This window comes from Streptomyces sp. NPDC002499 (assembly GCF_053595415.1).
The window spans coordinates 451331-464042 of sequence record NZ_JBSFXO010000004.1; the positions used below are offsets into that span (position 1 = coordinate 451331).

At 70.0% G+C, this 12712-nt stretch carries 7 protein-coding genes; 4 read left to right on the top strand and 3 right to left on the bottom strand.

Annotation, left to right across the window (positions count from 1 at the left end; translation table 11 throughout):
• Positions 1-39: 39 nt before the first annotated feature.
• Positions 40-2760, bottom strand: coding sequence for a pyruvate, phosphate dikinase (ppdK, locus tag ACWD5F_RS13060; protein WP_451253814.1), 2721 nt, complete (start codon positions 2758-2760; stop codon positions 40-42).
• Positions 2761-3176: 416 nt separating this feature from the next.
• Entirely contained in the window at positions 3177-4400 is a 1224-nt protein-coding gene (locus ACWD5F_RS13065) for an ROK family protein (protein WP_451253816.1), read from the bottom strand.
• 120 nt (positions 4401-4520) lie between these two features.
• On the opposite strand from ACWD5F_RS13065, the gene ACWD5F_RS13070 reads away from it, so the two are divergent.
• The 3 genes from ACWD5F_RS13070 (at position 4521) to ACWD5F_RS13080 (ending at position 9868) form a co-directional block, all read left to right on the top strand.
• On the top strand, positions 4521-5972 hold the full coding sequence (locus ACWD5F_RS13070; RefSeq protein WP_451253818.1) for an MGH1-like glycoside hydrolase domain-containing protein: 1452 nt from the start codon (positions 4521-4523) through the stop codon (positions 5970-5972).
• Complete coding sequence (locus ACWD5F_RS13075) at positions 5969-7906, top strand: amylo-alpha-1,6-glucosidase (RefSeq protein ID WP_451253820.1); 1938 nt, start codon at positions 5969-5971, stop codon at positions 7904-7906. Before ACWD5F_RS13070 ends, ACWD5F_RS13075 begins: the two co-directional genes overlap by 4 nt.
• 396 nt (positions 7907-8302) lie before the next feature.
• Positions 8303-9868, top strand: a complete 1566-nt coding sequence (locus tag ACWD5F_RS13080) for a CDP-alcohol phosphatidyltransferase (RefSeq protein ID WP_451254126.1) — start codon at positions 8303-8305, stop codon at positions 9866-9868.
• A 148-nt stretch (positions 9869-10016) separates the two neighbouring features.
• Here the strand turns inward: ACWD5F_RS13080 and dusB are convergent, their stop codons facing one another.
• On the bottom strand, positions 10017-11159 hold the full coding sequence (dusB, locus tag ACWD5F_RS13085) for a tRNA dihydrouridine synthase DusB (RefSeq protein ID WP_451253822.1): 1143 nt from the start codon (positions 11157-11159) through the stop codon (positions 10017-10019).
• 97 nt (positions 11160-11256) lie between these two features.
• Here dusB and ACWD5F_RS13090 point away from each other — a divergent pair, with 97 nt between their 5' ends.
• Positions 11257-12702 (top strand): MFS transporter, encoded by a 1446-nt coding sequence (locus ACWD5F_RS13090; RefSeq protein ID WP_451253824.1) that lies wholly within the window; start codon positions 11257-11259, stop codon positions 12700-12702.
• Positions 12703-12712 lie beyond the last annotated feature (10 nt).

Below are 12712 nucleotides of genomic sequence, written 5' to 3' on the forward strand. Positions count from 1 at the left end.
ACGTCCGCCGACGTCAACGGCGTTCGCCGCTCACCGCCGTCACCGGTGATCACTCCCCGTCGACTGCGTCGCCGCCCGTCCCGCCTCCAGCCGCGCCACCGGGATCCGGAACGGCGAGCAGGAGACGTAGTCCAGGCCGACCTCGTGGAAGAAGTGGACGGACTCGGGGTCGCCGCCGTGTTCGCCGCAGACGCCGAGCTTGAGGTCGGGGCGGGTGGCGCGGCCGGCCTCCACGGCGGACCTGACCAGGGAGCCGACGCCGTCGCGGTCGATCGTCTCGAAGGGGGAGACGCCGAAGATGCCCTTTTCAAGGTAGGCGGTGAAGAAGCTCGCCTCGACGTCGTCGCGGCTGAAGCCCCACACCGTCTGGGTGAGGTCGTTCGTGCCGAAGGAGAAGAACTCCGCCGCCTCCGCGATCTGCCCCGCCGTCAGTGCCGCACGCGGCAGTTCGATCATCGTGCCGATCGACAGCTTCAGGTCCGTGCCCGTCGCCGCCTCCACCTCCGCGATGACCTGGTCGGCCTCCTCGCGGACGATCTCCAGCTCCTGGACGGTGCCGACGAGCGGGATCATGACCTCGGCGCGCGGGTCGCCCTTGGCGTTCTTGCGCTCGGCGGCGGCCTCCGCGATCGCCCGTACCTGCATGGTGAACAGGCCCGGGATGACCAGCCCGAGACGTACACCGCGCAGCCCCAGCATCGGGTTCTGCTCGTGCAGGCGGTGGACCGCCTGGAGCAGGCGCAGTTCGTTCTCGTGCGGGTCCTTGCGGGACTCGGCCAACGCCACCCGCACCGACAACTCCGTGATGTCCGGCAGGAATTCGTGCAGCGGCGGGTCCAGCAGACGGACCGTCACCGGGAGGCCGTCCATCGCGGAGAAGAGCTCGACGAAGTCCTGCTTCTGGAGCGGGAGAAGCTGCTTGAGGGACTCCTCGCGCTCCTCGTCCGTGTCGGCCAGGATGAGCCGCTCCACCAGCTCGCGCCGGTCGCCCAGGAACATGTGCTCGGTACGGCACAGTCCGATGCCCTGCGCCCCGAAGCGACGGGCGCGCATGGCGTCCTCGGCGTTGTCCGCGTTCGCACGGACTCGGAGGCGACGCTTGCGGTCGGCGAAAGCCATGATCCGGTGGACCGCCTCGACCAACTCGTCGGCGTCGTTGGCGCCCGCGTGCATCCGGCCCTCGAAGTACTCCACGACCGGGGACGGGACCACCGGCACCTCACCGAGGTAGACCTTGCCGCTCGATCCGTCGATCGAGATCAGGTCGCCCTCCTCCACCACGTGCCCACCAGGCACCGTCATCCGCCGGCGCTTGGTGTCGACCTCCAGCTCCTCCGCGCCGCAGACACAGGTCTTGCCCATGCCGCGCGCGACGACGGCCGCATGGGAGGTCTTGCCGCCGCGCGAGGTGAGGATGCCCTCGGCCGCGATCATGCCGTCGAGGTCGTCGGGGTTGGTCTCGCGGCGGACCAGGATGACCTTCTCGCCCGAGCGGGACCACTTGACCGCCGTATACGAATCGAAGACCGCCTTGCCGACGGCCGCGCCCGGCGAGGCCGCGATGCCCCGGCCGACCTGCGCGGCCTTCGCGTGCTCGTCGAAGCGCGGGAACATCAGCTGGGCGAGCTGGGCGCCGGTGACGCGCTGGAGGGCCTCGGTCTCGTCGATCAGGCCCTGGTCGACGAGTTGCGTGGCGATCCGGAAGGCGGCGCCCGCCGTGCGCTTGCCGACGCGGGTCTGGAGCATCCACAACTGCCCGCGCTCGATGGTGAACTCGATGTCGCAGAGGTCCTTGTAGTGGTTCTCCAGCGTCTTCATGATCTGCATCAGCTGGTCGTACGAGGTCTTGTCGATCGCCTCCAGCTCCGCGAGCGGGACGGTGTTGCGGATGCCCGCGACGACGTCCTCACCTTGCGCGTTCTGGAGGTAGTCGCCGTAGACGCCCTGGTGGCCGCTGGCGGGGTCGCGGGTGAAGGCGACGCCCGTGCCCGAGTCGGGGCCCAGGTTGCCGAAGACCATCGAACAGACGTTGACCGCCGTGCCGAGGTCGCCGGGGATGCGCTCCTGGCGGCGGTAGAGCTTGGCGCGGTCGGTGTTCCAGGAGTCGAAGACCGCGTGGATGGCGAGGTCCATCTGCTCGCGCGGGTCCTGCGGGAAGTCCCGGCCCGCCTCCTTCTTGACGATCTTCTTGAAGGAGGTGACCAGCTTCTTCAGGTCCGCGGCCTCCAGCTCGGTGTCGACCGCGACCTTCTTGGTCTCCTTGGCCTTCTCCAGCGCCTCCTCGAAGAGGTCGCCGTCGACGCCGAGGACGGTCTTGCCGAACATCTGGATGAGGCGGCGGTAGGAGTCCCACGCGAAGCGGTCGTCGCCGGCCTGCTTGGCCAGGCCCTGCACGGACTTGTCGGAGAGCCCGATGTTCAGGACGGTGTCCATCATGCCGGGCATGGAGAACTTCGCCCCGGACCGGACCGACACCAGCAGCGGGTCGTCGGCCTGGCCTAGCTGCTTCCCCATCCGCGCTTCGAGGGCGTCGAGGTGCGCACTCACCTCGTCACGCAGTGCCGCCGGTTCGTCCCCGCTGTCGAGGTAGACCTTGCAGGCGTCCGTCGTGATGGTGAACCCGGGGGGAACGGGGAGACCGAGGTTGGTCATCTCGGCGAGGTTCGCACCCTTGCCACCCAGCAGGTCCTTGAGGTCCTTGTTTCCCTCGGTGAAGTCGTAAACGAACTTCGCTACGTGGGGATCTTTGTTTTCCGACACGGGTCTCGACTCCTCGGGACGCGGGTGGCTGCCCTGACAGCCAGGAACTTACCCAGATCGAAGGCGCCTGGGTACGTCCACTTGCGCGTCATGCGCCTGTAACCGGTCGTCCGCCACCGGATCGAAAGTCAAAGCTTGGCAAGCGCAGAGCAGCCGATGTTTTCACTTCTTGAACGAATCAACGCCCGAACATCAGGAATTCCGCTCACATGAGCGGCTCGCGACACGTCTGATTTCGATCGATGAACGATCAAGGGGTGGCACTCAGTGCCACCCCTTGGAGAAGTGCAGCCGAGCCATGATCCGCTCACCTGAGCGCCACCCCTATCAAAGGTGGCGAGAATCACGCTGCCACAGCCGCCCGGATTTCACCATGCGGACGCGTCTCGGGAGCGAAACGCACCTGTCACACACCGTCAGACGCCCAGCGCCCGCAACCGCTCCTCCACCCGCTCCGGCGCGTACAGATGCTCCACGACCAGCGCACCCGCCCCCACCAGCCCGGCCCGCTCGCCGAGCCGCGAGGTGACGATCTCCAGCCGGGCCGTCGAGCGGGACAGCGCCCGCTGGTACAGCAGCTCGCGCACGCCCGTGAGGAAGGGAGTTCCGGCCAGATCCCCGGCGATCATCAGCACACCCGGGTTCAGCAGCGTCACCACGGTCGCGAGTACGTCCCCCACCTGCCGCCCGGCCTCCCGCGCGAGGCCCACGGCCTCAGGGTGCCCGGCGGCCAGCAGCTCCCGCACGTCCGAGCCGGACGCGGCCTCGACCCCGCCCTCGGTGAGCCGTCGGGCCACGGCCCAACCGCTGGCGACGGCGGCGAGACAGCCGTAGGACCCGCACCGGCACAGCGCCTCGGCGCCCACCCGGATGTGCCCGATGTCCCCGGCGCCGCCGTCGATGCCCCGGAAGACCGAGCCGTCCACGACGACCCCGGCGCCGATGCCGGTGGAGACCTTGACCAGGACGAAGGCCGAGCAGTCCGGGTATCCGGTGCGCTGTTCGCCGTACGCCATCAGGTTCGCGTCGTTGTCGACGAGCACGGGGACGCCGGCCGGGCCACCCGTGTGCTCGGCGAAGGCGCGGGACAGCCGCCCTCGTATGTCGTAGCCGTCCCAGCCCGGCATGATCGGCGGCTGCACGACCAGGCCGGTCTCGCTGTCGACGGGTCCCGGCACCGCGAGCCCGATACCGCAGACCGAGCGCGCGGGCCGGTCCGCCTTGTCCAGCAGCTCGGCGAACCAGCCACCCAGCGCACCCAGCACCACGTCCGGACCGTCCTCGACGACGAGGACCCCGGCCCGCTCGGCGAGGATCTCGCCGGTCAGGGTGAGCAGGGCGGCGCGGGCGTGGCGGGTGTCGAGGTCGGCGGCCAGCACGACCGCGTGCTCGTCGTCGAACTCCAGGGTGATGGAGGGGCGCCCGCCCAGGGGCGAGTCGACCGGGCCGCCGGCGCCCTCGCGCAGCCAGCCCGCGCGGAAGAGCCGGTCCAGGCGCTGGCCGACGGTGGCCCGGGACAGCCCGGTGGCCTGCTGGAGGGCGCCGCGGGTGGTCGCCCGTCCGCTTCGTACGAGTTCGAGCAGATCGCCGGCGCGAGCCTGACCCCGATGCTGACCCCGAATCTGGTCCCGAGCGGTCATGCGCACCCCCTTGTGTTTCTCAACCCTGCATTACATATTGAGTTTTGCGTGTTAAATAGACGTAACCCTACGGTAGCCAAGACCGAACCGGTCTGCCGCACGTCTTTCGGGGAGCCCCGAGTGGATCGCACTGCCCAACTCACCGTCCGCCCCACCGAGGGCACGCTTGTATACGATCCGCACGATCCGCCCCCGATGTCGGATTCGCTGCACCGCAGGGCCGCACGGGTGCTGGAGGCCAACTGGACGGGCACGTCCACGGTCCCCTCGCGCAGCCTGTATCCGCACCAGTGGTCGTGGGACTCGGCGTTCATCGCGATCGGCCTGCGGCACCTGTCGCCGTTACGGGCCCAGACGGAGCTGGAGACGCTGCTGAGCGCCCAGTGGGCGGACGGGCGTGTCCCGCACATCGTCTTCAACCCCTCCGTCCCGCTCGACGCGTACTTCCCGAGCCCCGACTTCTGGCGCTCCTCGACCGCGGGGCACGCGGCGGGCGCCCCGCGCACCGTACAGACCTCCGGCATCGTGCAGCCACCGGTCCACGCGCTGGCCGCGTGGCTGGTGCACAGCGCCGACCCGGGCCTCTCCCGCGCGCGTGGCTTCCTCGCCGGGGTGTACCCCCGACTGGCCGCCTGGCACCGCTACTTGCTGCACCGCCGGGACCTGGGCGGCGGCGGACTCGCGTCCGTGGTGCACCCCTGGGAACAGGGTATGGACAACAGCCCTTGCTGGGACGCCCCGTTGGCCCGCGTCACCCCGGCCCCGGCGCGCTCCTTCCGCCGCGCCGACCTCGACCACGGCGCCGCCGAGGACCGCCCGACGGACCTCGACTACGGCCGGTACGTACGCCTGGCGACGGACTATAGGGACCGGGAGTACGCCGACGGGGGCGGCCGATTCGCCGTCGAGGACCCGGCGTTCAACGCCCTCCTCATCGCCTCGGAGCACGCCCTGGCCAGGATCGCCCGCGAACTGGGCGCGACGGGCACGGCCCGGCACGCCCGCGCGGAGCGTCTGACGACGGCGTTGGTGGACCGCCTGTGGGACCCGGCGAGCGGGATGTTCCTGTGCCGGGATCTGCGCGACGGGGACCGTGCGGGCACCCTGATCCCGGAGCGCAGCGTCTCGGGCCTGATCCCGCTCCTCCTGCCCGGCCTCCCGCGGCCCATCGTCTCCGCGCTCCTCCGGACCCTCCGCGGCCGGCACTTCGGCCTCGGCGACAGCACCCGCCTCACCCCCAGCTACGACCTCCTGGGCGAGGCCTTCGACCCGCACCGGTACTGGCGCGGGCCTGCGTGGTTCAACACCAACTGGCTGCTGGAGAGCGGCCTGCGGGTGCACGGCGAACTGACGGCGGCCGACTCGCTCCGGGACGCGCTCCTGCGCACGGCCGCCGACACCGACTTCGCGGAGTACGTCGACCCGTACACCGGCGAGGCCTGCGGAGCCCTCGGCTTCGGCTGGACCGCCGCGCTCGCGCTCGACCTGCTCCACACGCGCCCCGGACACGGCGTGTCCTCCACGGGCGTCGACACGTTCGAGATGAGGGACAAGGGAGGGGAACGGGGATGACGGACCGGCATCATTTGCTCGTGCACGGCGGGACCTTCGCGGCCGTGGGCGACGGCGGGGACATCAGCGGCGTCCGAGGGGCCGGTTCCCCGGACGGACTGTTCGTGCGCGACGCGAGGCATCTGAGCCGTTGGCAACTGACGGTCGACGGCGCGGTTCCGGAGTCGCTCACGCCGGTCGCGGACGGGGACACGGCACGCTGTGTCCTCGTCCCGCGCGGCGGCCGCCAGGAGCCGCCCAAGTGCACGCTCTTCCGCGAACAGGCGGTGGGAGACGGCTCGTTCGTCGAATCCCTGCGAGTGACGAGCAACCATCCCTCCCCCACCACGGTCCGCCTCGCGATGACCGTGGACGCCGACTTCACCGACCAGTTCGAGCTGCGCTCCGACCACCGCACCTACACCAAGATCGGCGCCACCCGCTCCCGCCAAGTCCTCGACGACGGAGTGGAGTTCAGCTACCAGCGCGGCGAGTGGCGCTCGTGTACGACGGTGACGGCGGAGCCCGCCCCGGACGGCGTCGAGGAGACCGGCACCGGCGCCCGCCGCCTGGTCTGGACCCTCGAACTGGCCCCGCACGGCACCACGGAGCTAACGTTACGGGTGATGGCCCGCCCGCACGGAGACAAGCGGACCCGGCGCGTACCGGCGTCCCCGGCCGCGATGAACGAACAACTCCTGGCTCTGGAAGGCGAGTTCGTCGAGGGCGTCCCCTTCCCGACCGGCTGGCCGGAGCTGGCGGCGGCCTGCGCACGTGGCCTCGCCGACCTTGCCTCGCTCCAGGTCCCGGCGACGGGCCCGGACGGCGAGGAACTGCGCGTGCCGGCCGCCGGGGCCCCCTGGTTCCTGACCCTCCTGGGCCGAGACGCCCTGCTCACGTCCCTCTTCAGCCTCCCCTACCGCCCCCAGCTCGCCGCCGCGACGCTCCCGGCCCTGGCCGCGACTCAGGCGACGGAGACGGGCCCGACCTCGGTGTCGCAGCCCGGGAAGATCGTGCACGAGGTACGGCACGGGGAGTTGGCGCACTTCGGCCAGGTGCCGTTCGGCCGCTACTACGGCTCGGTCGACGCGACGCCCCTGTTCCTCGTCCTCCTGGGCGCGTACGTCGAACAGACAGGTGACGCGGACTTGGCCCGCCGCCTGGAACCACACGCCCGCGCGGCGATCGGCTGGATGCTGGACCACGGCGGCCTCACCTCACGCGGCTACCTCGTCTACCGCGCGGACCAGGGCGGCCTGGCGAACCAGAACTGGAAGGACTCCCCCGGCGCGATCTGCTCCGCCGACGGGACGCGGGCGAGCGGACCGGTGATGGCGGCGGGGGCGCAGGGCTACGCGTACGACGCGCTGCGCCGTACGGCGTGGATCGCGCGCACGGTGTGGGAGGACGAGACGTACGCGGCGCTGCTGGAGCAGGCGGCGGGCGACCTCCGGGACCGTTTCCAGCGGGACTTCTGGATGCGGGACCTCAACTTCCCGGCGCTGGCGCTGGACGGGGAGGGGCGGCAGGTGAACGCCCTTGCCTCGGACGCGGGTCACCTTCTGTGGTCCGGGCTGCTGGACAAGGAGTACGGGGAGGCTGTGGGGCGGCGGCTGTTGGAACCGGACTTCTTCTCGGGGTGGGGAGTTCGGACTCTCGCGTCCGGTCAGTCGGCGTATCACCCGTTGTCGTACCACCGGGGGTCGGTGTGGCCGCACGACAACGCGTTGATCACGCTGGGGTTGGCGCGGTACGGGTTGCATGACGAGGCGCGGTCGGTGGCGCATGCGTTGGTGGATGCGGCGACGGCGACGGGGCATCGGCTGCCGGAGGTTCTTGCGGGGTATGGCCGGGATACGCATGCGGAGCCGGTGCCGTATCCGCATGCGTGTGTGCGGGAGTCTCGTTCGGCGGCGGCTCCTCTTGCGCTGCTTACCGCGGTTGGGGGCGCCTGAGGGGTGGGGTGGTTGAGGGGCGTGGGCGGCTGCCGGCCGGTGGGGGCTGGTCGCGCAGTTCCCCGCGCCCCTAAAGGCGCCTCACCTGAACGTTGACCGGGCATTTGCCCGGTATTTACGTATCCCCGTGAACGGCCCCTCGCAGGCGGCCGTACGAGATGGAGTCACCGGTCTCGCCACGGAAGGAACCCTCGGGTGCCTGTCTTCACGCGCCTCAGTCAGCAGCAGGACACGTCACCCGAGGTCGATCCGAAGGCCGAGTCGGAGGCGGGTGAGACCCGGCCGAAGGGGCTGCGGGCCCGGCTCGCCGCGCTCCGTGAAAGCCATCCCTCGGCCGTGCGGGCCGTCCGGTGGTCGATCACGATCCTCTGTGCGGTGCTCGTTCTCGGGGCCCTCATGCTGCCGAACCGGATGAACGCGCTGCAGCCGGACCGGTTCACGCGGATTCCGGTGGAGGCGATCCTCGGGGCGGCCGTGGCGTTGGCACTGCCGCGCCGGCCGCGGCTCATCGTCGCCGTGGTGTCCGGAGTGGCGCTGGGCGCGATGACGATCGTGAACCTGTTGGACATGGGCTTCCTCGAGTACCTGGGCCGGGGCTTCAACCTGGTCCTGGACTGGGAGTTGCTGCCGGACGCGCAGGCGTACATCCAGGACTCGATGGGCAAGGCGGTGGCGGTCGGCGCGAGTGTCGGCGCGGTCGTCCTGGTCATCGTGCTGCTCACGGTCATGGCGCTGGCGATGGTCCGGCTCAGCAACCTGCTCTCGCGCAACAAGCAGGTCGCGACCCGGGCCACCCTCGTAGCCACCGTCGCCTGGGTCCTCTGCTCGGCGCTGAGTCTGCAGATCTCCGGGGTGCCGATCGCCGCCGACCGGCAGGCGAAGGCCCTGAGCATCCAGGTGCAGCGGGTGCAGGACACGTTGCGGGACGAGGCGGAGTTCCAGAAGGTGGCGAAGGTCGACGCGTTCGGGAACACGCCGCCCTCCCAGCTCGTGCCCGACCTGCGTGGCAAGGACATGATCTTCACCTTCATCGAGAGCTACGGCCGGAGCGCGATCGAGGACCCGATCATGGCGCCGGGCGTGGACAAGACGCTCGACGTGAGCACCAAGGCGCTCGCGAAGGCCGGCTTCCACGCGAAGAGCGGGTGGCTGACCTCGGCGACGTACGGCGGCAGCAGCTGGCTCGGCCACTCGACCACGATGTCGGGGCTGTGGATCGACAACCAGCAGCGCTACCGCACGGTGATGGCGAGCGACCACCTCAGTCTCACCAAGGCGTTCCAGAAGACGGGCGACTGGGACACGGTCGGGATCATGCCGGGTGTGCAGAAGGCGTGGCCCGAGCAGAGCTACTACGGCCTCGACTCGGTCCGCAATGCCTTCCAACTGGGCTACAAGGGGCCGAAGTTCAGCTGGTCGACGATGCCGGACCAGTACGCGCTCGAGGCGTACCAGAAGCTGGAGCACAGCAAGAAGCGCGACAAGCCGCTGATGTCGGAGATCATCCTGACCTCCAGCCACCAGCCGTGGGCGCCGATCCCGAGGATGGTCGACTGGGACAAGCTCGGCGACGGCACGGTCTTCAACGCGATCCAGAAGGCCGGCAAGAAGGCTTCGGACGTCATCACCAACCCCACCAAGTCCCGCCAGGAGTACGGCAAGTCGGTGCAGTACTCGGTGACCGCGCTCACCCAGTGGATGGAGCGCTACGGCGACGAGAACACCGTCCTGGTCTTCCTCGGCGACCACCAGCCGATCGCCCGGGTCAGCGGCGACCACGCCAGCCGTGACGTCCCGATCTCCATCGTCGCCAAGGACCCGAAGGTCCTCGACAAGATCGCCGACTGGAACTGGTCAGACGGCCTCCGCCCCGCCCACAACGCCCCCGTCTGGAAAATGAGCGCCTTCCGAGACAAGTTCCTGACGGCATACGGCTCCACCCCTCACCCCAAGAAGAGCTGACAGCAAGTTCCAGCCCCCCTTTGATTCCAGCCCCTCCGGCGTTTGAGGAGCGGGGGCCCGGGGGCTGGCCCCCGGAACCGGGGTCGAAGGGGCAGAGCCCCTGGAGGATGGGACGGGTAGGGGCGGCGGGGGCGAGGAAATCCCGGCGTCACCCCCCGGACGTGTCCAGCTCCGCGTCCTCGCTCAACCCGGCACAGTCGTACGGGTCCTTCAGCCAACCATCCGGCAGCACAACCCGGTTGTTCCCCGACGTACGCCCACGCGGCCCGTCCGCCCCGCTCGGCCAGACCTGATCCAGCTCCAACTCGTCCAGCCCGGCCCGCAGTTCGGCCAGAGAGGACGTGACGGCCAGCCGCTTGCGCATCTCGCTGCCGACCGCGAACCCCTTCAGGTACCAGGCGACATGCTTACGGAAGTCGATGACGCCCCGCGCCTCGTCCCCGATCCACTCACCGAGCAGCGTCGCGTGCCGCACCATCACATCGGCGACCACACGCAACGACGGCCGCGCGACATCGTCCGGCCGCCCCTCGAACCCGGCCACCAGATCCGCGAACAGCCACGGCCGCCCGAGGCACCCACGCCCCACGACCACACCGTCGACGCCCGTCTCCCGCACCATCCGCAACGCGTCCTCGGCCGACCAGATGTCCCCGTTGCCGAGCACGGGAATCTCCGGCACATGCTCCTTCAACCGGGCGATCGCCTCCCAGTCGGCCGTGCCGCCGTAGTGCTGAGCGGCCGTACGCCCGTGCAACGCGATCGCCGTGACACCCTCCTCGACCGCGATCCGCCCCGCGTCGAGGTAGGTGATGTGGTCGTCGTCGATCCCCTTGCGCATCTTCATCGTGACCGGCAGCTCCCCGGCCCCGGACACCGCCTCGCGCAGAATCGCCCGCAGCAGGTTCCGCTTGTAGGGAAGCGCGGACCCACCACCCTTGCGCGTCACCTTCGGCACCGGGCACCCGAAGTTCAGGTCGATGTGATCGGCGAGCCCTTCGTCGGCGATCATCCGCACGGCCTTGCCCACCGTCGCCGGATCGACCCCGTACAGCTGGATCGAGCGAGGCGTCTCCGTCGCGTCGAAGCGGATCAGCTGCATCGTCTTCTCGTTGCGCTCGACCAGCGCCCGAGTGGTGATCATCTCGCTGACGAACAGCCCTTTGCCTCCGCTGAACTCCCTGCACAGCGTGCGGAAGGGCGCGTTGGTGATCCCGGCCATGGGGGCCAGGACGACGGGCGGCTGAACAATGTGCGGCCCGATCATCAGGGGCGCGGCGGTCGTGGACATTCCCCTATTGTCACGCACACCGCAGCGCACCCGGGCCGAAGATCTTGTAACGGTCATTAGTTAGACACACTATCGACACGAGCGTACGATGGAACCCATGCCCGAGCTCAGCCCCCGCCGCCGCATGCTGGTGCTCGCGATCTGCTGCATGAGCCTGCTGATCGTGAGCCTCGACGTCACCATCCTGAACGTCGCCCTCCCGTCGATGCAGGACGAGTTGCACGCGAGTACCGCCGGCCTCCAGTGGACGATCGACGCGTACACCCTGGTCCTCGCCTCGCTGCTGATGCTGGCGGGGTCGACGGCGGACCGGATCGGCCGCAAACGCGTGTTCATGGTGGGCCTGGTGGTCTTCAGCCTCGGCTCGCTGCTCTGCTCCCTCGCCCCGAACCTCGACGCGCTGATCGCCTTCCGCATGATCCAGGCCGTCGGCGGCTCGATGCTCAACCCGGTGGCGATGTCGATCATCACCAACACGTTCACGGACCCGCGGGAGCGCGCGAAGGCGATCGGCGTATGGGGCGCGGTGGTCGGCATATCGATGGCGGCGGGCCCGCTGATCGGCGGCGTACTGGTGGACTCCATCGGCTGGCGCTCGATCTTCTGGACCAACCTCCCGGTGGGCCTCGCGGCCCTGCTGCTCACCCTGCGCTACGTCCCCGAGTCCCGTGCCCCCAAGGCCCGCCGCCCGGACCCGGTCGGCCAGTTCCTGGTCATCGCCCTGTTCGGTTCGCTGACGTACGCGATCATCGAGGCGCCGACCTCCGGCGCGGCGACCGTCCTCCCCTTCGCGGCGATCGCGCTGGCCTCGCTGCTCGGACTCCTCTGGTACGAGCCCCGCCGCGACGAACCCCTCATCGACCTGCGCTTCTTCCGCTCGGCCCCGTTCAGCGGCGCCACCGTGATCGCGATCGGCGCGTTCGCGGCACTGGGCGGCTTCCTGTTCCTGTCGACGCTGTATCTGCAGAACGTGCGCGGCCTGAGCGCCCTGCACGCGGGTCTGTGGATGCTGCCGATGGCGGTGCCGATGTTCCTGTGCGCGCCGGTGTCCGGGCGGCTGGTCGGCAGCCGGGGGCCGCGGCTCTCGCTGCTGATCGCGGGGACGGCGATGACGGTGAGCGCGGTGATGTTCGCCGCGTTCGACGCGGAGACCTCGAACGTGACGCTCTTCATCGGCTACGCCGTGTTCGGCATCGGCTTCGGTTTCGTGAACGCGCCGATCACCAACACGGCGGTGTCGGGGATGCCGAGGGCGCAGGCCGGCGTGGCCGCCGCGGTCGCCTCCACCAGCCGCCAGCTCGGACAGACGCTGGGCGTCGCGGTGATCGGCGCGGTGCTGGCGTCCGGCATCAACTCGTCGGCGTACAGGACCACTTTCGTGTCGGCCTCGGTGCCGGGCTGGTGGATCCTCGTCGGCTGCGGGCTCACCGTGCTCGGACTCGGGGTGCTGACCAGTGGGCGCTGGGCGCGCGGGACGGCGGAGCGGACGGCCGAGCAGTTGAAGTCCGTCGAACTGCGCGAAGCGGCCCGGGTCAGCGCGTAGTACCCCGCGG

Excerpts from the sequence above, each read along its gene's own strand:
- dusB (WP_451253822.1), bottom strand. The coding sequence starts at position 11,159 with ATGTCCACGACCGCCGCGCCCCTGATGATCGGGCCGCACATTGTTCAG.
- ACWD5F_RS13075 (WP_451253820.1), top strand. The coding sequence starts at position 5,969 with ATGACGGACCGGCATCATTTGCTCGTGCACGGCGGGACCTTCGCGGCC.
- ACWD5F_RS13080 (WP_451254126.1), top strand. The coding sequence starts at position 8,303 with ATGCTGCCGAACCGGATGAACGCGCTGCAGCCGGACCGGTTCACGCGG.
- ACWD5F_RS13065 (WP_451253816.1), bottom strand. The coding sequence starts at position 4,400 with ATGACCGCTCGGGACCAGATTCGGGGTCAGCATCGGGGTCAGGCTCGC.
- ACWD5F_RS13090 (WP_451253824.1), top strand. The coding sequence starts at position 11,257 with ATGCCCGAGCTCAGCCCCCGCCGCCGCATGCTGGTGCTCGCGATCTGC.